Raw genomic sequence first — 22,966 nt, forward strand, 5'->3', positions numbered from 1 at the left:
CAGTACTTTCCGAACGAAATCCCCATTGCGGTGGGACGGACAGGCGGCTTCGTGCTAGATGTCAGTCACTGCACACGGCGGCGCTCAGGGAGCATGCGGCAGGACCAAAAGGCGAAGGCACAGGCGCTCTATTCGACGATTCGGCTCGAACGGGGTGGGATCGGGCGGTCATTCAGGGAGGTGCTGGCGACGAGCCTTGCTGTGCAGCCGCCACAGCCTCATAGGCCCTTCGTGCTGATCACCGATGAGAAGCCCGACTATGCGCGCCTCGTGCGGAAGCTTGCAGCCTACTGGGGTGAGGGAGGGGGGCGACTCGTGCACCTGAGGATTTCTTCACACCTGCCACGGACGATCCACAATCCACTCTTTTCTTCGAACTACACCGATCGCGAGCTCAGAAAGGACCTGGCGAACCACCATCGTGAGAGTGTCTGCTTCAACCGCAATGTCGCAAACGGCATGCTGCGCCTCTGGGCCTACCTTATGTGGCACAACTACCTCAAGCCCTACCGTATCCGCTGGCCGAAAGGCCGAAGACCCGCCACCCATGCCGAGGCGAGCGGCATCGATGCAACTGCGCTCGAGAACGTATATAGAAGCTTCTTCGAAGAACGGGCGTTTCTGACACGAAGCCCTTTAAGCCCGACGATGGCGAGAAGCTGGAAGAAGGAATGGCGGACACCGGGGAAGGAGAAGGCGGAGTATATTCCCAAGCTGGCGCTCGCCTAAACGGCTCACGCTGGATTGTCGAGGTGCGTCCTTTCTTAGCCGCCTTTACACAAGGTTGAGAGCACTACCTTTTGCTGCTATTCTTGAACACTGAGGAGACCATGATGCCCGATTTTAGTATCGAAACGCTTGGAAAGTGTTCGGTGGACTCGCCGCTTGGGTTGGCCGGTTTGACAGGTACAGGCGGTCCGGTTTTTGTGCGCGATGATCAGTTCATTTGCTACAACATTGAAGCACGGCCGGGCGAGCGGCCGCTTCTGACGCGCGACCAGCTGCTCGAGGTCGCAGGGCCACGGCAGAAAATCTATTTCAGTCCGTCGCATGTGCATGCGGGCATTGTCACCTGCGGCGGACTTTGCCCTGGGCTCAATGATGTCATTCGCGCCATTGTGCGGAGTCTGTGGCATCTCTATGGTGTGCGCAGAATTTCTGGGATCCGCTATGGATACAAGGGCTTTTTGCCGGAATATGGGCTTGAAGTTATCCCTCTCGATCCCGATATCGTCGATGACATTCACAAAATCGGCGGGACTATTCTGGGGACTTCCCGCGGCGGTGGGGATCGTACCTCGGAAATTGTCGATACGATAGAACAGCTCAACCTGAATGTGCTGTTCGCAATTGGCGGGGACGGTACGCAGAAAGGGGCGCTCGCGATTGCGGAGGAAATCGAGCGCAGAAAGCTCAAGATTGCAGTCGTGGGTATCCCGAAAACCGTCGACAACGACATAGAGTTCGTGGAAAAGACTTTCGGATTCGATACCGCGGTGGTTAAGGCTTCCGAGGCAGTAGCGGCGGCGCACATGGAAGCGCACTCGCAGATCAATGGTATCGGGCTTGTGAAGCTCATGGGCAGGGATTCGGGATTTATTGCGGTACATACAGTGCTCGCGGTACACGAGGCGAACTTCGTGCTGATTCCGGAAGTGCCGTTTGATCTGGAAGGGCCGCAAGGCTTTCTTCCCATGCTGGAAAAGCGGCTTGCACGGCGAGGGCATGCGGTTATTGTGGTCGCGGAGGGAGCTGGACAGCACTTCTTCACTCAGGAAGTGAAATTCGACGCCTCGGGCAACCGGAAGCTCGGCGACATCGGGCTCTTTCTGAAAGAAAAAATCGAAGAATACTTCAAAGCGAAAAATAAGGAAATCAATCTGAAATACATCGATCCAAGCTACATGATCCGCTCGGCGATTGCCGAGCCTGTCGACTCCATGTACTGCGAGCGGCTGGGCAACAACGCCGTGCATGCTGCGATGGCCGGCAAGACGAAACTGCTCATTGGGCTGGTCAACAATGAATTTGTGCATATTCCGATTCGTGCAGCCACTTCAAAGCGCAAGCAGGTGAATCCCGAAGGCAGCTTGTGGCGCGATGCAATCGAGGCGACCCAGCAGCCGATGAGTATGGTGAATCCGAAGTAAGAAACGCGGGCGGGTGAAACGGCGCGCAACAGAGTGGAGCGGGTTCGCCATGGCGGCCGGATTGACTCCGGGCGCCGTAGTACCGCGCGATTTTTTCATTTTTTCTCTTGATTACTACACAAACGTATAGTATATCTATAGCATGAACGATGAAGGGCTGTATGTCGGCATTGTGACCCGCGCAAAAAATACCGGGGTTGCGCGTCCGGAGGCATGGCTTGCCGAATGTGGCTGGGATGAGTGGCACGCGGGCCGGGGCAAGAGAGAGGAGACGCTGAACAGTGCGGGAGCGGCGCAGGCATTATGCGTACGGCTGCCCCGCTGGGTGCGTGGATTTGGCGCCGCAAAACCGGGCGCTACCAACTTGCGCCAGACTCTCAAAGCTGTTCGAAATGCCGTCGAAGCAGATGTGCGCGCAGGGCGTGTCATGTTTCTTCTGGCCGAATTTCCTCATTCGTTTACTTACAGCGTAGGAAATCGCTTGTGGCTCGACCGGGTACTGGGCGAGCTTGAGGGACTGCCCCTGGTGGTCGGTTTCTGGTCGGCCGAATGGTATACCTCGCGACTCATCGAAGGGCTCAAGCAGCGTAATGTCGCACTTTGTCTCTACGACGCGCCACGTTTGCCGGGGCTGCCGCCGGCAGTGGAAGTGCTGACGGCGGATAGGGTGTACGCCAGGTTTCTTAGCCGGAATGGGGCGGCATGGAAGAACGGGCAATTCGGGCATGTACTCGACTATCGCTATACAAAAAAAGAACTTGCAAATATTGTGCCTCGGCTGTTGATGTGGCGGCGCAAGGCTGAAGCGGTCGGCATGGTGTTTGCCAACGGGCGCTGGGCGGCGGAAAGTGCCGCGCTGATGAATAGATTGCTGTCGGCCCACGTTGAGGCGCAGCTTCCGAAAGGGGGCGGGCCATGACAAGCGGCACCATTATCCATGTCAATGTGATCGGCCTTATGGCGGCGGTTGAAGAAATAGTCGACCCTGGCGTGCGCGGGCGACCATTTGTGGTTGCGCGGCCCGACATCCCGCGGGCGATCGTCCTCGATCTCTCGCCGGAGGCGTATCGCGAAGGGGTGCGGCGGGGCATGCTGGTGCAGACAGCGTGTGCCCGGGTGCGTGCGCTCAAGGTTGTGCCGCCGCGCCCCGAGCTCTACGAAAAAGTCGACCAATCTCTTTTGGAGGCCGCCTTTTGTTTCACGCCGCTTGTCGAGCGGGCGGGGCGGGGGCACCTCTTTCTCGATGTGAACGGGACTCGCAGGCTTTTCGGTGCACCGGAGGACGTGGCGAGGCGACTTCTCGGGGAAATCGCCGATCAGACAGGGCTTGTTCCCACCGTTGCGCTTGCGTCGACCAAAACGGCCGCAAAGGTGGCGAGCCGAGTATTCAGGCCCTTCGGGTTTGCGCCGCTTTCAGTCAACGACGAAGGGGAACTTGTGGCACGCCAGCCGGTCGAATTGCTTCCCGGTGTGGGAGTCAAGCTTTTGCCGCGTCTCATTTCGCTCGAAATTGGGGAAATCGGAACACTTGCCTCGCTTTCGATGGACGAAGCTCAGGCGATAAGCGCTCGCGGGCCAGAATTGGTGCTTCGCGCTCGGTGTGTCGACGATTCGCCGGTAAACCCGGAGCCTCCCTCGCGGCGCATGCTGGCAGGCGAAACCGTGTTCGAGCCTGATTGTGCAGATCCGGACTTGCTCGCGTGGCGGGCAAGGGAAATTGTGGCCGAACTCGGTTTTCGAATGCGAAAAGAGGGTTTTGGAGCGCACTTTGTGATGGCAAAGCTTGTCTATACTGACGGCGCGGTTGCGTCGAGGAGCGTTCGGGCTGGGCAGGGGGCCAGTTTTGTGGCCGACATTCAGCTTTGCGAGGCGGCGGAACGGGCGGTGCGGCAAGCGTGGGAGCGCAGGGTGAGGGTACGTAAACTGCAGATCGAACTCGGAGGATTCGAGCCGGCAGGGCCGGAACTGGACTTGTTCGAACCGCTGCCATTCTTCAAGGCGGAGCCCGAAATCGACTCGACAGGCATTCAGACGCGGCGCATTGCCATGCACATGCGGGTACAGAGCGCTCTCGATCGCGTTCATGGCAAATATGGTCAGTCAGCCATCGTGCCGGCCGCCGCCTTTCTATATAGAGAAGGAAGTCTTGTATGCTGACGCCGCTTGTTACGCATTCGGCGTATTCGCTGCTGTGGGGAGTGTTGACGCCGCAGCAGCTTGTCGAGGCAGCAGCTTCGGCAGGCTGGAATGCGCTCGCGCTCACGGACTGCAATGGGATGTATGGGCTTCCTGTTTTTCTCGATGCCTGTAAGGAAAGAGGTCTGCGCCCGATTGTCGGGGTTGAGTGTACAGGCGGCTGGGGCAGGGTGGTAACGATTGCGCGTACAAAAGAGGGGTTTTCACGACTCACCAGGCTTCTGAGCGCGAGGGCGGCTGTCCTGAATGAGGCTGGCCTGCCAGCTTACACAAGGTTCGTGACACTAGGGAGGGACAACAAGCAGCATAGCGAGGCACTTGCAAAGGCGGACACGCTTTTGTGGTGCGAGCTTGCCGCGATAGCAGCCATGTCTGACCCCGGGCTTTTTCTTCTTTCCGACAGCCCTACATTCTTGCGCGAGGTACCATGCTCGCCATGGCTTTTTGCCCTGCTCTCGACCGCGCATGCATCACAGTGGCGGGCTCTGCTGAAGACGGGCCACAAGCCTGTGCTGAGCCCTGAAATTACTTTTCTCGAGCCCGGCCAGCGCGAAGTGCAGCGCTTGCTTGCGGCCATCGGTCTTGGTGTGACTGTCCGTGAAGTGCCGGACTCGATGCTTGCGCCAGAAGCAGCAGCATTTGAGTATGCGCGAGCGGCTGATAATGCGGGGGAGATTGGGCTCAGCCTTGCGAGCGACAATTCCGGCTCAGCCGCCTGGCTTGCAAGTGCGCCACTCGAATCGCGCTTTTGCGATTTGGAAAGCAGCCTTGCCGAAGCCGCTACTGCCAACCGGTGCATCACCGAAGAAGCGCTTTCGGAACCTTTTGGTGATTTTGTATTTCCAATGTGGCAAGCGGCGGGGGCAACCGACGAGGTCGCGGGCACTTGTGCTCCGAATGATGGTGCTGGCGCTGGCATATCTGCTCCTGTAGCTCTTCGCAGACTCGCCTACGAAGGGGCTGCGCGCCGGTATGGCAGCCTTCCTCCGGCAGTGCGCGAAAGGCTCGAATATGAGCTTGGCATTATCGAAGAAAAAGGCTTCTGTGATTATTTTCTTGTAGTGAATGAAATAATTAAAAAGGCAAAGAGAATTTGCGGCCGCGGGAGCGCTGCGGCGAGCATTGTCTCCTACGCGCTCGGTATCACCGATGTGGACCCGATAGCCCACAACCTCTTTTTTGACCGCTTCCTCAACCCCGGCCGAAAGGACCCTCCCGATATCGATGTCGATTTTGCATGGGACGAGCGCGACAGCGTTCTCGAAGAAACCGTGCGGATGTTCGGGGCGGAACACTGCGCCCGCGTCGCGAACCACAATTGCTTCCGTTTCCGCGGCGCGCTGCGCGATACAGCCCGAGCCTTCGGTATGCCGGATGAAGAGACAAGCGCCATAGAACGCCGCATCGAACATAATCGCGATGCAGCACTGGCAAGCGCCGACTCAGTATGGAAAGACATTTTTTCGCTCGCCATTCGCATTACGGGCTTGCCGCGCAACCTGGGAACGCACTCAGGTGGGATCATCATCGTGCCGGGGAATATTGCTGACCATGTGCCGGTCGAACGGACAGGTTCCGGGATTCTTGTCACCGCATGGGATAAAGATGGTGTAGAAGATGCAGGCCTTGTCAAAATTGACCTCCTTGGCAATCGCTCGCTCGCCGTGGTACGAGATGCGATCCAGAACCTGCACGAGAACGGCATTGAGCTCGACCTTGAGCGCTGGCGTCCCGAGGAAGACGCCGATACTATTGCGATGATCGCGCGCGGCGACACGATGGGCGTGTTCTATGTCGAAAGCCCTGCCATGCGCCTCCTTCAGAAGAAAACCGGTGTTGGAGATTTTGCGCATCTTGTTATTCATTCATCAATTATCAGGCCTGCTGCCAACCGTTACATCGAAGAGTATATCGAGCGCCTTAAAGGCAAAGCCTGGAAGCCCCTTCACCCCGTCCTGGCCGAGCTCTTCTCGGAGACGTACGGCATCATGTGTTACCAGGAAGATGTATCGAAGGTTGCAGTCGCGCTCGCGGGCTTTTCTTCCTCGGATGCCGACGCCATCCGCAAAGTGCTCACCAAAAAGGATCGGGGCCACCGCCTCGAGATGTGGAAACAGCGCTTCTACGAGGGCTCCGCGGCGCACGGTGTTGCCCCCGATGTCATCGATGCCGTCTGGGACATGATCATGTCCTTTTCAGGCTATTCGTTTGTAAAAGCCCATTCGGCGAGCTATGCAATGCTCTCGTTCCAGTCTGCATGGTTGAGGGCACATTATCCAGCCGAGTTCATGGCAGCGGTTCTCTCGAACCATGGTGGCTTCTATTCGACACTCGCCTATGCAAGCGAAGCACGGCGCATGGGCCTTGAGCTCCTTCCTCCCGATGTGAACGAAAGTGCGCTGCGCTGCAAAGGGAAGGGCGGCGCGATCCGCTGGGGCCTCGGCATGATTGCGGGGTTAAGCGAAAGCACGCTGAAGGCGCTTGTTGAAGCGCGCGGCGGGGATACGACACCGCGCCGCTCTTCGATCTTCCGCCCCTTTGTGTCAGTCGAAGATTTTGCCGCGCGCGTCCCCTTTTCGCGCGAAGAAGCAGAAGCCTTTGTCGGCTCGGGTGCGCTCGACAGCATCGCGAAAGGCATGGGTAGACCCGCTGTGCTCATGGCTTTGCTAAAGGCTTGCACGGCTCGAGCAAGACACGCAGGGCCAGGGCTTTTTGAAGATGCGGAGAGAGTTTCGAGGGGCGCGCATATTTCATCTACTCCGCATACACGTATCTCGTCAGAAGGCTCTCCCTCAAGCTCGAAGACCAGCGAGCGCCGCATTGCCCTTTCCCAGATGCAATGGCTCGGCACCACCTTGAGCTGCCACCCTTTGAGCCTCGTGCCGGGCGCGCTCCAGATGCCGCGCCTCCAAGCTGCCGCTCTCGATCGGCACATCGGCGAATATGTACGCCTCGCTGGCTGGCTCATCACCGCCAAAGAAGTGCTCACCACGCATGAAGAGCCCATGGAATTCCTCACCTTCGAGGACGAAACTGCAAGCTTCGAAACAGTGCTCTTTCCTGCTGGCTACAAGCAATTCCGCCCGGCCCTCCTCGAAGGCGGTGCCTTTGTCGTCGAGGGCAGGGTCGAAGAAAGCCATGGTGCGATCACCGTAACCATCGCGGCTCTTCGCCGCCTGCCAGCCATTCCGAAGCTCGCTGAAACGCCAAGAGCGCCGCCGCCAAGCGGTTTCGGCTACGCGAGCAAGTTCGGCTATCAAGCAGCCAGCCGGAATTGATGCAGCAAATCGGACATCGGGGTCTTGATTTTTTCCTTGAATGCACTATAATAGGATATAGATATCCTAATTTACAGGAATTCCAGAGACTACCATGGACAGAATTGTTGCTGTTTCGGACACGGTCAATGCAGGGATACACGCACTCGCTCTCGCAGAGGCAAATGGCGGGAGCATTTCGGCGCGAGAAGCTGCTGAGCGCCTGCAGGTATCGTCCTCGTACTTGGCGAAAATAATGCAGAAGCTGGCTGCAAAAGGGCTGTTGACGCCTACCCGCGGGCTCGGCGGCGGCTATGCCCTCACAAAGCCGGCAGAGCAGATCTCGTGCCTTGAGGTGCTCACGCTCCTTGAGGGAGACTTACCCCGCCGCGAATGCCTCTTTGCAAAAGCAGTCTGTCGCACAGGCACCTGCGCCCTGCGCACTTTCTGCGCTGACACGGAAAAGCGCCTCCGGACTGCGCTCGAAACAATCACTGTCGCCGCCGTCGCGCGGAGTTTCTAAAATTCATTTTTTGAGAGGAGAACCATTATGTATTGCAATCAGTGCCAAGAAACAATGAAAAACACCGCATGCACCCTCGCCAAAGGAGTCTGCGGCAAACCGGCCGAGACAGCGATCCTGCAAGATCTCGTGCTGCATGTATGCAAAGGGATAGGCTACTGGGCCAGCAAAGCGCTTCCTCTTGGTTTTTACAGCGAAGACGATGCCTTCTATGTCACCCGAATGCTCTTTGCGACCATCACGAATGCAAATTTCTTTACCCAAGATTTCGAGCACTGGATCGCCGAGGGTCTCGAGCGCCGTGAACGCATCCGGCTTGCGTATGTCGCAAAAGGCGGCGCAATCGACTCCACCCCGCCCGATGCCGCGACATGGAGCGCCGCGAATGTTGAAGCGATTCGGACCGCCGCCGCTGCTGGAAAAGGCGCTCTCACCGAAATTGCCGATGAAGACATCCGCGCGCTCAAGGCGCTTGTACTGTACGGACTCAAGGGCATGGCAGCCTATGTCGAGCACGCCTATGCAATCGGCATTTCCGAGCGCAGCATTTTCGAGTTCATGCTGAAGGCTCTCGCCCAGCTCGCCGACGAAAGTTCAAGCAAAGACACGCTCATTTCGCTTGTCCTCGAGACGGGCAAAGCTGGCGTCGATGCCATGGCACTTCTCGACAGGGCGAATACCGGCGCGTATGGCAAGCCGCGTATCACCAAAGTGCGGACTGGCGTGCGCAACCGCCCGGGCATTCTCATCTCAGGGCACGACCTGCGGGATCTGCACGACCTCCTCGAGCAGACAAAGGGCACGGGCATCGATGTCTACACCCACGGCGAAATGCTGCCAGCCCACTATTATCCCTTCTTCGAAAAATACGACAATCTCTACGGCAACTACGGCAACGCCTGGTGGAAGCAGGATGTCGAAATCGAAAAGTTCCACGGGCCTGTGCTTTTCACCAGCAACTGCCTTGTGCCGCCCAAGGAGAGCTACAAGAAGCGCGTCTTTACGACTGGCATCGTAGGCTTCGAGGGCTGCACACACATTCCCGACCGCGAACCCGGCAAAATGAAGGATTTTTCCGCCATCATCGAGATGGCGAAGACCTGCGAGCCGCCCGAGCAGCTTGAAGATGGCACTATTGTCGGAGGCTTTGCGCACGATCAGGTATTTGCGCTTGCGGACACCGTTGTCGAAGCAGTAAAGAGCGGGGCCATCAAGCGCTTTATTGTAATGGCCGGCTGCGACGGACGCCAGCCGAAGCGCTCGTACTATACCGAAGTGGCCGAAAAGCTTCCCGACAACACTGTCATTCTTACCGCTGGCTGTGCTAAGTACCGCTACAACAAGCTCGACCTCGGCGATATTGGCGGCATCCCGCGCGTCCTCGATGCCGGTCAGTGTAACGATTCCTATTCCCTCGCGCTTGTCGCCCTCAAGCTCAAGGAGATTTTCGGCCTCGACGATGTCAACAAGCTTCCGCTTTCCTTCGATATTGCCTGGTATGAGCAGAAAGCGGTCCTCGTCCTGCTCGCCCTGTTGTACCTCGGCTTCAAGAACATCAGGCTCGGACCGACGCTCCCCGGCTTCCTTTCCCCGCGCGTGGCTGAGATTCTAATCGAGAATTTCGGTATAAAGGGCATCGCGACGGCGGATGAGGATGTCGCGGCGATGGTGGCCGGCAGGTAGTGTTCTCAACCTTGGGTAAAGAGGCCCTTCTTGTCCAGGGAGCAACATTTGATCAAGCTCTATATTTTTGACGAGGGTGGAGTGCTGATCCGCAACCATACGATTGTCGATAAGGTGGCGGCGGTGCTCAGAATGGAATCGGAAGAGTTCCGGAGGCTCATGCTGCAGGATATTCTTGCGCTTTCGCGGGGCGAGATCGACAGTGCGGAATTCTGGAGGCGATTTGCGACCCGAAGCGGCATCGAGCCAGCCGAGGATTATCTGCGGACGCTGTTCAAGCCTGCGCGCGACGAGCCGACATTCGAACTGGTGAAGGAACTTGCCCAGCATGCGCGCGTGGTTTGCGGCACGAACACAATAAACAGCCATCACCAAATCAACATCGAGCTTGGTATGTATGAGCCATTTCATTCTGTCTATGCATCGCATCTTCTCCATTACGCAAAGCCTGATCCTGAGTTTTGGCGTATCATTCTGAAGGCAGAAGGCGTGAGCCCGGCCGAAGCGTTTTTCACTGACGATAGCCCTGATAATATTGAAGCCGCGCGTAGTCTGGGTATCCATGCGGTTTTGTACACCGATGCAGCGGGCTTGCGGCGGGAATTGGTGGCGCTCGGAGCGCCTCTGCGTTCACCCTTCATACGTTGAGATTTCCCTTGCGCAATAGTGATTTCATATGCAAAATACAGCTACACACTACCAGGAGGAACAATGAGCGAATTTCATCCATGGCTCTATGAGGCGCGCGGGCAGAAAGCTGTCGCCGCACTCGCAAAAAATGGCTTTGATGCACTCTATCTTCCAAGCGCCGCGCAGGCAGCTGAAAAAGTCCTCGAGTATGTCGGGCCGGGAGCGAAAGTCGGCTTCGGCGGCTCGATGACCATCAAATCGATGAACATTGCCGCGCTCGCCGAGCAAAAAGGCGCAATTATTCTCGACCACAACAGGCCGGGGCTAGGCGCTGAAGAGAAAATGGAAATCCTTCGCGCCCAACTCACCTGCGATGTCTTCATTTCGAGCGCCAATGCCGTCACCCTCGAGGGTTTTCTCTTCAATGTCGATGGCAATGGCAACCGCGTTGCCGCGCTCAGTTTTGGCCCGAGGAAAAACATCGTGGTGGCGGGCATAAACAAAGTCGTCAAGGACCTCGATGAAGCCTACGAGCGGCTCAAAGCCTACGCTGCTCCCTTGAACAACAAGCGCCTCAGCAAGCCCAACCCCTGCACCACCGCAGGCTACTGCGCCGACTGTGCCCTGCCTACGCGTATCTGCCGCATTTACCACATCCTCAAGCGCAAACCCTCGCTGAGTGATTTCACGGTTATCATTGTGGGAGAAGAGCTCGGATTCTGAATTATTTGCCTGATCGTAGGGCCCGCTCTTTTGCGGTGGACCCTATGGCACTCCGCACAATCAGCCGCCCGCCTCTGCATGATACATATCTGCTATCTCTTCCCAGTGTTCGAGCACAGCATCGACCATCGTAGGGTCGAACTGCAAGCCTCGATTCTTTTGGAGCTCTTCTTTTACCTTTTCCGGAGGCATTTTTCCCTTGTATGGTCGCTTGGAGAACATTGCATCCATCGAATCGGCGATGCAGACGATTCTTCCTTCAAGGGGAATCGATTCGCCCTGCAATCCTTGCGGGTAGCCGGATCCATCCCATCGTTCATGATGAGAATAGGCGATCGATTCGGCAAGCTGCAGAATTTTCGTTTGTGAGCCATTCAGTATCTTTTTGCCGATGATAGTATGTGTCTTCATTGTCTCGAATTCATCATTGTCCAGACTTCCTGGCTTGAGAAGAATTGTATCCGATATGCCGATTTTGCCGATATCATGCAACGGGGCTGCCTGGGTAAGAAGATAGATATATTCGGCATCTTTTCCGATATATTGTGCAATCATGGCAGCGTTTCGGCCAACCCTCCTGGTATGCTCGTAGGTATCGTCATCCCGGAACTCTGCTGCGAGAGAAAGCCTATACAGCAGTTCCGCGGACAGGGAATAGTTTTCCTCAATGCAGGCGTTGATCTCTTCTTCTTTAACTCCGATAAGCATCTTATTCTCTATGAGGAGTTTTGATCGCGCGACATGAAAGGTTCTGGCCTTTTTGGCTAATTCAATTCGCGCCTTGAGCGCATGCATCTCTACAGGCTTGGTGAGATAGTCATCGGCGCCCGCTTCGGCCGCTTCCTCCATTGCCTTCTCGTCGCCAAAGGCAGTCAGCATGATGACAATGGAGTCGATTCCTTCCTTCTTGATCTGCCTGGTGGCCTCTATGCCGTTCATTACCGGCATGGCGACATCCATCAGAATAACCTCAGCCTTCTCATTCTGGAGAAATTCGACAGCTTGCCGCCCATTGCTGGCCATCGCGGCATGGTAGCCCATCGAACGGAGCGTGGTCATCATCATTTCCCTCGTGAAAGGGTCGTCTTCCACTAATAGAACCTCGATCATGTATACCTCATACCTCCAAAACTACATTTTCCTTCGAAAAATAGGTCTTTCGCCTGAATATGATATTCTCAATCTTCTGTTGCGACTCGGAGTCAGTCGGGGTGAGAAAATACGCTTCATCGAAAAGACAGCATAGCTCGGACAACCCTGGCTCTGAGATATCTATTTCCACACTGTCGCGTCCTGCCAACTGTGTACGCACAATTCCCTTCGCCCTGTCGAGCCTTTCTTCGCTTTCACCTTTGCAGAATACAAGAGCAATTGCATCGTTCCGTATTGCCATGAGGACCTTAGCCAAGTGCTGCAAGTCGATATTCCCTTTCTCGATGACAGGGATGTCATCAAGCGTAAGATCACTGCTTCTTCTGCCAGTCAAAAGAAGGAATTTCCTGTCCGCTAATTCGGGGTATGTTCTCATCCGCTTGATAAGTTGATCTCCTGTCGTCCTCTGCAGGCCAAAATCTGTTATTATCATGTCTGGAAGCGTCGACAGAGCCGCAACGATACCCTTTTCGTCGGATTCAGCCTCTTCTACAACAGAATCCTTGAGCAAAATTTTCAGCATGTCCCTTGTTGTCTTGTCAGGCTCTATCAGGAGAAAATCCGCTTTTTGTCCTTTTGCGACTTTCGACACATCGATTTTCGGCAATGGCGGAATTTCGATACGGAAGGTACTCCCTGTCCCCACCTGGCTTTCAACGCTTACCTTTCCTCCTATCAATTGGGTATAGGCCTTGACCAGGCTGAGTCCAAGCCCAAAACCGCCTCGCGCATGCTCACCCTTTTTGAATGGCTTGAAAATGGCATCGATTTCTTCTGCAGGGATACCTGTACCAGTATCTTTCACCTCTATCATGATACCCCTCTTGTCATCGGCTCGCGCGAAAACTCTTACGTGTCCTTTGTCTGTATATTTCACCGCATTGCTTGCAAGATTGGATATGACCAAACCGAAAAGTTTCGGATCGACAGAAATTTCCGGTTCTCCATCGCATTCTATGACAAAATCCAAATTTTTGAGGAGGGCATTTTTCTTTGCTTCGACAAGAATTCTATTGAGGAAACTCTTGAGCTGGATGCGATCACATTTGACCGAAACAGCACCTGATTCCGCTTTTGCCAGATTGAGGAGGTCGTTGATGATCTCGTTGGATTTCTTTACTGATTCGATCATTTCATTCAAGGCGGTTTTGGCTTGTGCGCTCATCGCGCCGAATGCTTCAGTGGAGAAGAGCTGGAGATATCCATAGATGACATTGAGCGGCGTTTTGAGCTCGTGCGAAAAACTGCGTAGAAAATCGATTCGGTATTTTTCTTCTTCGACAAGCTTTATGTTGAGCAAAGCAATTTGTTTTTTTTCCAGCAAGTTTTTTTTCGCCAAATCTATGAACAAGAAGAATGGTTTGTATATGTTCAAATAAAATCCCGACTCTTTATCGAGGAAGACAGTGGTGCCGTTTTTCATATCGATTCGTTCAAATTGCTCGGGCAAATACGCACTCTTTTCTTCGGGAAGTCCAGGATCGTTCTTGAAGAGCAGCCTGTCTTTTTCGAACTTGGCAAGCCGGATTGTCTTTGAAGGATCGGCAAAAAATTCTCTCTCGAGGCTGAGGATGGCATCGATGGAATTGCATTGAATTATCTTTTCCCTGCATTTGATCATCTCGTTCCATCGTTGCGTGAGCGTCTCATAGGTGCTTTTCAGCCCCTGGTTTTCAGCGCTGTACGTGCGCTGGACCTCTGCCATTTCCTTAAGCGGCATAAGGAAATATTTTTTAAGCGAAAAGAGACCGAGCGCCAGAAAGCCTGTGGCTTTCAGGATATGGCCCAGGATAATCCTTGGATCTGTTACGTTTACATATGTAACAAAAGCAATCTCCGAAAAAGCGAACAGGGCTCCTGCAATGAAAGCCTCTGGCTCATGCCTCATCAAAATAGCGAACAGCAGAAATAAAATGGCATAGAGTATTTCGAGGTTTGCTTTGAGCGCTGTCGTCCCTTTCCCTTCGATGAAAAAGATACCAGAAGGCAGAACATACGACAGGATAAAAAGGCCAATGCCTGCTGTAATGGGCAAAAGAATCGAAAGAGTCGTCGATGTCTTCTTCCCTGCAAGAATGTCTTTTCTGGTCGCAGCCGCGATCAGGCCAAAAGCCTGCAGCCCTCTCGCCAGCACCCAGAAGGTGACGCTCGATGGCATGTCGCTTGTGCCGGGAAAACCGGAAAAACGCACCGCATGCACTACATCGAGGAGCGATACGAAGAGTAAAACAATTCCAAAAATGATGAGCCCTTCGCTTTGCTTCCACCTCGGGGCGATCACATAGAGAACAAACAGCGTCATGGCAAAAAATATGGAAGAAAACTCGAAAAGCAGATGCTCCATATAGCCGAAATGCAGGTTTCTCAGAAAGAAATACAAAACTGCAACGACCGCGCTATAGAAGAATGCAGAACGGAGGTATGCTTTGATTTGCTTTTGGGCTGTATTCATATTTTTATTATAATTATTCAAGATGGCTAATACAAGTTAGTCGGTGCTGCGCTTCATGCAATCTGCTTGCTTTTTCATGATTGGCATATTTGCTTGATACTGACATTATAATATACAGCCTGAAAGGAGATGCGGCAGTTCATGCCTGGATGCTTCGAACTCAAAACATTCCAAAATTCATTTCGGTTATTACGTACGGTGAATTGATCTATGGGGCGAGAAAATCGAAACACCCTGAAAAAAACATGGCGACAGCGCTTCGCATTGCTGAGCTTTTTCCTGTGATTGACATTCATAGAGGCATTATTGAAATCTTTGGAGAGCTGAAAGCGAAACTTGAAACTTCCGGAAGCAGAATTGATGATATGGATTTATTGATAGCTTCTACCGCGATGTATATGAACTTTTCGCTCGTGACGAATAACAAGGGCCATTTTGGCAGGATTGAAGATTTGCCGCTCGAGAATTGGAATAGAGAAGATATCTGATAGCTGCTCACGCGCCGGACGAACCACGTGGGCCGCCCGCCCATCCGCCTTTGCCGCCTGCATGCCTGGGCTGATGGCGCGCCTGCCAACAGCGGGCAAGCCCTCCGCCCGCCAGTTTTATTTCTCTAGTAACTCAACTCCGCCCGATGCCGCTCGGCTCCTCGCTCATCCCTGAACACCAAAACCAATCGGCCCGGCAGCACTTCGACATCGAGCCAGCCGAATGCGCTGACTGCCAGCCACTGCGACCATGGCGAGCGATAGCTCGGTTGCGGGTCGGGGATGCCGCCCATCGAGCCGACAATGGCATAGGCGATTCCGTTGTGTGCGAGTAGTTCCTGATAGTGGTTGTGCCCCGAGATGACAAGGTCAACACCGTATTTCTCGAAGAGCGGCACGAGCGCCGGGATATTCTGATAATGATCGTACCAGGGCGAGCCGAAATCGGGGTCGTCGTATCCGGAGGCGTAAAAATAGCTGTGCGAGAGAACAATCAACGGCTTGTGCGGGTCGGCTGCCGCGAGCGTTTTTTCGAGCCAGGCTCGCTGGCGGGCCCCGAAGTTTTCGGTTCCCCATGGCAGGTCGACTGCGACGATGGTCGCAGCACCCGCATCGATGCTCCAGTAATAGGGCGAGCCTGAATCGCTCGAGAATCCCTTGGGGAAGAAAGCTTTGCGGTACAGGTACTGGCCGCCGAAGAGCGCATCGTGGTTGCCAAGCAGCGGGCGCACCGGTACATGCGGGATCAGCGCCTCGAGGTCGGAAAGTGCAAAATTCCACTGGGTGGCACTGTTGCCGGTTTCCACCGTGTCGCCGAGCATAAAGAACGCGTCGGGCTTGCGCTGCGCAATCGACTCGAGAATCTGGGTGCGGGCTTGAGCATTCGAGGTATCAGCTCCCCAGTGCGGGTCGGAGGAGAAGGAAAGGCGTAAGAGTGGCATGTCGAGCGGAGACCGCGCCTGTGCGATAATGGCGGGCTGCAGGGCCGCGGATTGTGGTTGTTGCAAAGCAATCCCGGGTTGCGCGGCGCCTTTATTCGTCGTCCCCGCACTGAAGCTCGCTTCGGCGGGCTGCGTACCCAGCGCATGAATGCCCTTTGCAGGGTCGATGAGCTCGAGCCGCGCCGGCTCCAGCGAGCCAATTCTTGGCACAATAATGAGAAACGCAAGCAGCGCAATCGAAACCGCGCCGACAAGAATCGAAGCGGCCATCGAAATCCAGCGCATAACCAGCATCGGCCACTTTTTTGCCAGCTTTTCCAGCGGCAGCGACACAATCGCGATCGAAATCGGCACAAGCCCCATGAAGAGCAGAATTTTCAGCGCAAGCAGGGGGTGCCACACATACAGCCCCCGCGCACCTTCGAGGCTGTAGTGATAGGAATTCATGATAATGCCAAGTACGAGTGCGACGAGCGCCGCAATAAACATCGTGCGCCGTGCGGGCATTGCGCCTGGCTTTTTTCCTTCTTGATTCATACGATTACTATATCAGAAATCTTTATGGCGCATAAGCGCTTTTTTCTGCCTATTCTCAATTGCATAATCAGGCTCTGTACTGGGCCGCTCGCGCATGCATCATATTTCCAGCATCGAGATCGCTTTGCCGCCGCCATATCCTATCCAGCGTGTCTCCCAGGGAGAGAGCAACATTTCGCTGTCTATTCCGTGCTGAATCAAAATTTCAATCTTTGGCGCAGTACGAAGGTCAAATTTAGCTTGATTGTTGCTCAAGTTCTGTATGCAAAGCACATAGCGTCCACTTGGGTCAGGCCCTCTTGCCAATGCAAAGACTGAGCCTTCAGCAGGCAGGATTTGCTGTGGTATATCGGGGGCAAAGGATCTTTCGCTCTTGCGGAATGTAAGCAATTTTTCAAATCCAGTATAAACGGATGCGCGCAGCGAGTGCTCATCATTCAATGCTGTTTCGACGATGTCTTTCCGAGGCTTTTCTCGATTTATTGCTCGATTATATCCAAATAACTGAGGCCCTTCCTCCCATTGTTCAGATCCAACCCAGCTATGAAAATACACCGCGGGAAGTCCTGCAAATGCAAAAAGAACACCATGACAACATAAAAAGGCCCGGGCCCTCTCCTTGCTGGTTCCCAATGAAAGCGGCGCTACTGCACTCAAATACGAGCAATTTATCTCATAAGGGACAGGGCCAGATTGGGCATCTTTATACGATACAAGAGCTCCCCGCTCTATGACAGTATTCAATGTCTTTTTAAAGCTTAAATCATCTACAAGACCATTGATTGGCAGCACACCAATTCCATCGTGGCTTGCAAGGAAATTAAAAAATATGGGTCCTTCTCCAGGCTGCGGCAGTGTATTGGCCCATGTTCGAAGCGGGCTTGCATCTCCCGATACTGCGGCATGCAGCACAAGTGGCGGCAGCGCAAAATTATACACCAAATGTGCTTCATCGCCTTTGCCAAAATACGACAAATTTTCTTCATTCGGGACATTTGTTTCTGTGAGAATGAGCACATCAAGTTCCAGATAATCGATGAGCGCTCGCAGCAATTTGACAATGGCATGTGTTTTCGGATGATGGATACAGCTTGTTCCGTCTTCTTTCCAGATATACGCAATCGCATCGAGGCGCACTATCCGCGCTCCATGCTCGATATATTCAAAGAATATTTTTATAAACTCCAGCAGCACTTGCGGATTGGCAAGATTATAGTCGACCTGATCTTCGCTGAATGTCGTCCATACAAAGACTACAGAGCCATCTTTTCGGCAAAATGGGGTCAGGAGAGGATGCATTCTGGGGCGGAATACAGAGGAAACGTCGAAGTCCGCCGGTTTTGTAATATACCAGTCTCGATATGATGCATTATTTTCAAGAAATGATTGAAACCACGCGCTCTGTTTGCTTCCATGATTGAGCACAAGGTCAAAAACAAGTTTATATTCTTTTGCGAGCGCGGCAATATCATTCCAATCTCCAAGAGCTGGGTCTATTTCCCTGTAATCTATTACCGAAAATCCGTCATCCGACGAATAGGGATGAAATGGCAAAATATGCAGATAATTAAAGCTTCCATGATTCCATCGCTCCAGGAATTCTTTCAGTTGCTCAAGCGCGGTCTGCGAATGTGTTTCCGGCTCTTTTTTTGAGGGTTGCAGCATATCGCCATAGGTAATAAGGCACGTGTCTTTTTCTGTAAGTGAATCACGGAGTTTGGCGGCCTTGCTGCTTGTTGTTTTTTTCGGAATAAGCTGCTGCAGCGAATCAAAGGTGAGCATACCCTGTCCGCGGCCATAGATAAACATAAGCAAATCTTTGATCTTATTCATGTAATATTCATTCATCTGCTTTTCCTTCAATGATTTGCTCAGAATCTAATACCATATCGAGCACGATTGTGGACCAGCTCTGATTTCGGGGACAGCTCTGGCCATATTTCTCCCCCGCCTTACCCGTAATTGGATCAAAAAATTCGCAGAATCCAGAGTTTTGCACTAAGGAAATGCTGTCTTCAAGAATGGTATGCGCCTTTTCCTTGTATCCGTACGAAAGCAAGCCTCTCCATATGAGCCAGTTCACAGGAAGCCATACATTGCCGCGCCAATATTCTTTTGGATTGAATAACGCATCAAAGCGAGAGGTCGATGGCACTCTGAATGGCGTTGCATAGCAGTCGGCTGATCTGAATAATTGTAAAGAAATCGATTCGGCTTCCGAGGCGGAAAGACATTGGCAAAACAAAAGCACGAATTTTCCTGCATGATCAACAGCGCTTTTTTCCTCCGAAGCGCCAAGCAAATCGTGTACAAAAAGCTCGCCATCTTTAAAAGAAATCATTTTATCATGCACTGCTTGCTGAACAGCCTTTGCTCGCATTTCCAACTCCCGCGATTCTGCAATTTTCCCTAATTCTCCAGCGATTTCTGCTAACGCCATCAAATCAGCTGCGCGTATTGCATTGAAATCCGCAGGTTCCGCGTAAAATCCTTCAGGGACATGTGCGAGCGTTTTTGCATCATATTTGTGGGCGGCAAGTATCGAAACTAGGTTTTTTCTTTTTTGCTCCAGTTCGAAAAGCTCTTCTTTTGTACAAGCATGCAAGCCCATGAGGCTATCCCAGCGCTGAGAGGCATCCCACCCGCTTTCCCAAGGATGAATAATTGCTGCAAGTCCATCATGATCATCATCGCGGCGCCTATCGAACCAATCATGATAAGCTAGCAATTTCGGATAGAGTTTCGCCAATATATTTTTATTTGGTGCTTTTTTATGCACAGCGAGTGCTGCGATGGAGATAAGCGGCGGCTGCGTAATAGTGCTTGAATTTTTATTCTGAAAAAGCTGCTGCGCAGACAAGGCCCCATTTTCAGCCAAATGCGACATATGCGGCACCATGCCTGTGTCAGGGCCTTCTTCAAATTGATGCATTAGAAGGCTCTGCAGCTCCTCCCAAGCCATGTCGGGATCGAACCAACGATACACTATTGCATGAAAACAAGAATCCCATAGCCATTGCGGCAGGTAGGTTCCCTTCTCTCGCGCAGGACATGTATAACGATAGTGAAGCTTTTCAAGCACATTTTGCTCTGGGAGATTCTTTCCTAGAACGCATGCGCATCGTTCAATCCACATTTGTTGGATATGCATAGATAGTAACTCTAGGAAAAATTAACCCGTTTTTTGCTTTGTGCATCGAATAGCATGATTTTGCCGGGATCTATTATTAGCGATACTTTTTGCCCAATTCGAATATCGATATCACCCTCGAGCATTATCTTCCACTCGCTTCCGAATACTTTGGTAACGAGAATCGTATATGCTCCCTGAGGTTCGACAATCTCGATCGATGTTTCATTTATCCCTTTAGGTTCGCTGATATTGATGTTTTCTGGTCGAATTGCCAGGAAAATTTCTTCTCCAATATAGCGATCAATTCCAGGAAAAGCGCTCTGGTTCCCCAAATCAAGAGAAAATTGTGTTTCTGCGTTTTTATCATTTGCAATCAGCCGCTCCTGGTTTGATATCAACGAGACTTTTTGAATGTTTGCAGGAGGTGTTCCCATAAATTGAGCAGTGAAGAGACTTCCGCACTGGTTATAGATTTCACGTGTCGAGCCCACTTGCTCAATTTTGCCTTCATTCATGACTACGATACGATCGGCAAGCGCCATAGCTTCAGCTTGATCATGCGTTACAAAAATAGTTGTAGCTCCGGTATTTCGATGAATTTCTTTAAGAAAAGTCCGCACTGAAGTGCGCAGCTTGGCGTCCAGATTAGAGAGTGGCTCATCCATTAACGATAGTTTGGAGTCGACTGCCAATGCCCGGGCTACTGCAACTCTTTGCCGTTGTCCTCCAGAAAGCTGTGCAGGATAGCGATTCAGGTAATCGAGAATATTGCATATCCTGGCTACTTCTTGCACTTTTGAATGAATTGTATGTTTGTCCATTTTTCTCAATTTAAGAGGATAGGCAATGTTTTCTGCTACAGTCATATGCGGCCATACTGCATATGACTGAAAGATCATAGAGATATCTCTTTGCCTGGGAGGCAAATGAGTGATATCCCTTCCATTAAGGATGATTGAGCCATTTGTGACCTCTTCGAGACCGGCGAGCATGCGCAGCGTAGTTGTTTTGCCGCACCCTGAGGGCCCAAGAATTACAACAAATTCGCCTTTTTCAATCTCCAAATCGATATCTTTTACTGCTGTAACGCCATTGGGATACGTTTTTTTGAGCGAATTCAGTTTCAGATAAGACACCATCTTCCTCCATCAAAGTTATAAAGCCACCTTTCCCCATAGCTGATTGATATAATTCTTGATAATGAAAGTAAAAATAAGCGATGGCACAAGAAGCACAACTGCTCCTGCAGCAGGCAGGTTGGGAATCGTGGATGAACCAACCGTTCTGTAGACTAATAATGCAAGTGTCGGATTATTGTTCGTCATTATAAGAGCCGTTATTGAATCATTCCATGCAGCAAGAAAGGCATACAAGGAAGAAGCAATAATTGCCGGAAAAGCCAAAGGAAAGGTAATAGTCATCAGCGTTTTGAGCCTTGTTGCACCAAATACCATAGCGGCTTCTTCCAGCTCTACGCTTATTCCTTTGAAAATTGAACTGGTGATCCATGCCGTTAGCGCAATATTGGGCACTGCATACACAATTGCCAGAGCAAACGAGGTGTCATACAAATTCATTTTCATTATGTAGACGACAAGAGGCAAAGACAGCGCAACTGCTGGAAACATTCTGACAACAAGTAAGCTGGTGCTGAATGTGTTGCTGAACTTGAATTTATATCGAGCCATTATATAGCCGGAAACCCCGCCTAATATGAGCGAAATTAAAATTGTCCATCCGGCTGCCTTCAAAGAATTGAACAAAGCACACATCGAGCCCTCAGCCAGAATAAAAAACACAATATAATTGCGGAAGAAATCTTTCTTTAATTTTATTGGCAGAGCGTGATCGGTATTTTTTGCTTTGTTAAAAAGTTCCTGTACCGCAGCGCTCGAAAGCAGAACATTCAACTGGCTCTTGCAATAGAGCGAAAAATCCGAAACATCCTGCGTTGTTTTTACAGCTTCGTAGGTTGAGCCTTTTTTTAATAGCAAAGTATAGCTATCTTTTTCGGCATTGTATCGAAGCTGTGCGGAATAGGAAAAAGTTGGGAATATTTTGGCCGGGAACTGATATGCTTCGTAGTTTGATGCAAACGATATAGTAAGGAAATACAGAATTGGCAATATTACTGTGCTCGCGATAGTTGCCAGAATGAGCAGAAAGACTGTCCGCGACCAGAGCTTTCCGGGGCGCATGCTCATGCGATTTCACCTCCTTTCTGCTTCTCTCCAGAAACTCGGAGGTAAATGGACACTGAAATCAGGACAATAGCAGCGACAATGACAGAAATGGTATATGCATCTTTGCGGGCATATTTTGCAAAAGTGATGACATCGACATTGTAGGCAATTCGCTCAACCAGGAACGGCACCACATTGTAGCCGAAGATCATAACAGCAATGAGCCAGACTTGTACTGCTGCGATCATTCTCAAAATCATCGCAGTGATAATAGTCGGCTTCATGATAGGGAATACAATATCTTTAAGGGTTTGAAATTTATTGGCTCCAAAAACCCAGCCGGCCTCTTCGAATTCTTTGTTGAAATTCTGAAGACCCGCTAGAAGAATTATCATCACAGAAGGAAGAACGGTCCATGTATCGATGATAATAAGTAAAATAACTGCATAAAGATTTCGGAAGGACATCCAATCTACGGGATTCGCTGGATTCATTAACCCGAGCGAGCATAGGAAAGAATTTATCCATCCAAAGCGATAGAGCCCCGTTTTCCAAAGAATACCGACTGCTGCTGGCGGAAATGCCATAGGGATCAGCGTGATGAAAAGCACTAGATTGGAAAAGCGGAATTTTTTATTCAGCCAGAGCGCCAGGGCAAACGCAAGAATAAACTGAAGAATTGCAGAACCAAGGGTAAATAGTATCGTGTTCAGAAATGCTGTTCGCATTGACTTTTGCGAAAAGAGCCGCACATAATTTGCAAATGAAAAAACGCCTGATTTATCGGTAAATGACTCAATAATGACGCTGATGGTTGGCCTTATCCAAAATGCAGCATAATAAATAATGACCGGCACCAGAAACCATATAGGACTTTTGAAAAATCCAGCCCGCCGCATTCGGTTCATGCTCTACCTC

18 protein-coding genes are annotated in these 22,966 nt (G+C 51.9%); 10 read left to right on the plus strand and 8 right to left on the minus strand.

What is annotated here, in order from left to right; all coding sequences use genetic code 11:
* From GAP13_RS05925 to GAP13_RS05965, 9 genes are all read left to right on the plus strand, one after another.
* Positions 1 to 729 (plus strand): hypothetical protein (locus GAP13_RS05925; RefSeq protein ID WP_503473376.1); only part of this gene is annotated, 729 nt, incomplete at its 5' end.
* A 104-nt stretch (positions 730 to 833) separates the two neighbouring features.
* On the plus strand, positions 834 to 2,150 hold the full coding sequence (locus GAP13_RS05930; RefSeq protein ID WP_503473377.1) for an ATP-dependent 6-phosphofructokinase: 1,317 nt from the start codon (positions 834 to 836) through the stop codon (positions 2,148 to 2,150).
* Positions 2,151 to 2,292: 142 nt separating this feature from the next.
* The gene (locus tag GAP13_RS05935; RefSeq protein WP_158907170.1) at positions 2,293 to 3,069 is read left to right on the plus strand and encodes a DUF72 domain-containing protein; all 777 of its coding nucleotides are present in this window, start codon (positions 2,293 to 2,295) and stop codon (positions 3,067 to 3,069) included.
* A complete protein-coding gene (locus GAP13_RS05940; protein ID WP_158907172.1) occupies positions 3,066 to 4,307 on the plus strand; it encodes a DNA polymerase Y family protein in 1,242 nt (413 codons plus the stop codon). Before GAP13_RS05935 ends, GAP13_RS05940 begins: the two co-directional genes overlap by 4 nt.
* Positions 4,301 to 7,624 carry a DNA polymerase III subunit alpha gene (gene dnaE / locus GAP13_RS05945; RefSeq protein ID WP_158907174.1) on the plus strand — a complete coding sequence of 1,108 codons (3,324 nt, stop codon included), beginning with the start codon at positions 4,301 to 4,303 and terminating at the stop codon, positions 7,622 to 7,624. Before GAP13_RS05940 ends, dnaE begins: the two co-directional genes overlap by 7 nt.
* 94 nt (positions 7,625 to 7,718) lie before the next feature.
* Entirely contained in the window at positions 7,719 to 8,126 is a 408-nt protein-coding gene (locus tag GAP13_RS05950) for an RrF2 family transcriptional regulator (RefSeq protein WP_158907176.1), read from the plus strand.
* Positions 8,127 to 8,153: 27 nt separating this feature from the next.
* Positions 8,154 to 9,809 carry a hydroxylamine reductase gene (gene hcp, locus GAP13_RS05955; protein WP_158907178.1) on the plus strand — a complete coding sequence of 552 codons (1,656 nt, stop codon included), beginning with the start codon at positions 8,154 to 8,156 and terminating at the stop codon, positions 9,807 to 9,809.
* Positions 9,810 to 9,857: 48 nt separating this feature from the next.
* On the plus strand, positions 9,858 to 10,457 hold the full coding sequence (locus GAP13_RS05960) for an HAD family hydrolase (RefSeq protein ID WP_158907180.1): 600 nt from the start codon (positions 9,858 to 9,860) through the stop codon (positions 10,455 to 10,457).
* A 63-nt stretch (positions 10,458 to 10,520) separates the two neighbouring features.
* Positions 10,521 to 11,162: a lactate utilization protein gene (locus GAP13_RS05965; RefSeq protein ID WP_158907182.1), complete on the plus strand. Its 642-nt coding sequence runs from the start codon at positions 10,521 to 10,523 to the stop codon at positions 11,160 to 11,162.
* 60 nt (positions 11,163 to 11,222) lie between these two features.
* Here the strand turns inward: GAP13_RS05965 and GAP13_RS05970 are convergent, their stop codons facing one another.
* Together GAP13_RS05970 and GAP13_RS05975 are read right to left on the minus strand one after the other, a co-directional pair.
* On the minus strand, positions 11,223 to 12,272 hold the full coding sequence (locus GAP13_RS05970) for a response regulator (RefSeq protein ID WP_158907184.1): 1,050 nt from the start codon (positions 12,270 to 12,272) through the stop codon (positions 11,223 to 11,225).
* 7 nt (positions 12,273 to 12,279) lie between these two features.
* Positions 12,280 to 14,766: an MASE3 domain-containing protein gene (locus tag GAP13_RS05975; protein WP_158907186.1), complete on the minus strand. Its 2,487-nt coding sequence runs from the start codon at positions 14,764 to 14,766 to the stop codon at positions 12,280 to 12,282.
* An 80-nt stretch (positions 14,767 to 14,846) separates the two neighbouring features.
* On the opposite strand from GAP13_RS05975, the gene GAP13_RS05980 reads away from it, so the two are divergent.
* Positions 14,847 to 15,254: a type II toxin-antitoxin system VapC family toxin gene (locus GAP13_RS05980; protein WP_158907188.1), complete on the plus strand. Its 408-nt coding sequence runs from the start codon at positions 14,847 to 14,849 to the stop codon at positions 15,252 to 15,254.
* A 125-nt stretch (positions 15,255 to 15,379) separates the two neighbouring features.
* Here the strand turns inward: GAP13_RS05980 and GAP13_RS05985 are convergent, their stop codons facing one another.
* The 6 genes from GAP13_RS05985 to GAP13_RS06010 form a co-directional block, all read right to left on the minus strand.
* The gene (locus GAP13_RS05985; protein WP_158907190.1) at positions 15,380 to 16,732 is read right to left on the minus strand and encodes a metallophosphoesterase family protein; all 1,353 of its coding nucleotides are present in this window, start codon (positions 16,730 to 16,732) and stop codon (positions 15,380 to 15,382) included.
* 99 nt (positions 16,733 to 16,831) lie between these two features.
* Complete coding sequence (locus GAP13_RS05990) at positions 16,832 to 18,565, minus strand: sugar phosphorylase (protein ID WP_158907192.1); 1,734 nt, start codon at positions 18,563 to 18,565, stop codon at positions 16,832 to 16,834.
* 7 nt (positions 18,566 to 18,572) lie between these two features.
* Complete coding sequence (locus tag GAP13_RS05995) at positions 18,573 to 19,883, minus strand: amylo-alpha-1,6-glucosidase (RefSeq protein WP_371709640.1); 1,311 nt, start codon at positions 19,881 to 19,883, stop codon at positions 18,573 to 18,575.
* An 11-nt stretch (positions 19,884 to 19,894) separates the two neighbouring features.
* Positions 19,895 to 21,004 carry an ABC transporter ATP-binding protein gene (locus GAP13_RS06000; protein WP_222126161.1) on the minus strand — a complete coding sequence of 370 codons (1,110 nt, stop codon included), beginning with the start codon at positions 21,002 to 21,004 and terminating at the stop codon, positions 19,895 to 19,897.
* 15 nt (positions 21,005 to 21,019) lie between these two features.
* Positions 21,020 to 22,069, minus strand: coding sequence for a carbohydrate ABC transporter permease (locus tag GAP13_RS06005; protein WP_158907198.1), 1,050 nt, complete (start codon positions 22,067 to 22,069; stop codon positions 21,020 to 21,022).
* Complete coding sequence (locus tag GAP13_RS06010) at positions 22,066 to 22,956, minus strand: carbohydrate ABC transporter permease (RefSeq protein WP_158907200.1); 891 nt, start codon at positions 22,954 to 22,956, stop codon at positions 22,066 to 22,068. Before GAP13_RS06010 ends, GAP13_RS06005 begins: the two co-directional genes overlap by 4 nt.
* Positions 22,957 to 22,966 lie beyond the last annotated feature (10 nt).

Origin of the sequence: Rectinema subterraneum (assembly GCA_009768935.1) — a bacterium.
Taxonomy (GTDB): Bacteria; Spirochaetota; Spirochaetia; order Treponematales; family Rectinemataceae; genus Rectinema; species Rectinema subterraneum.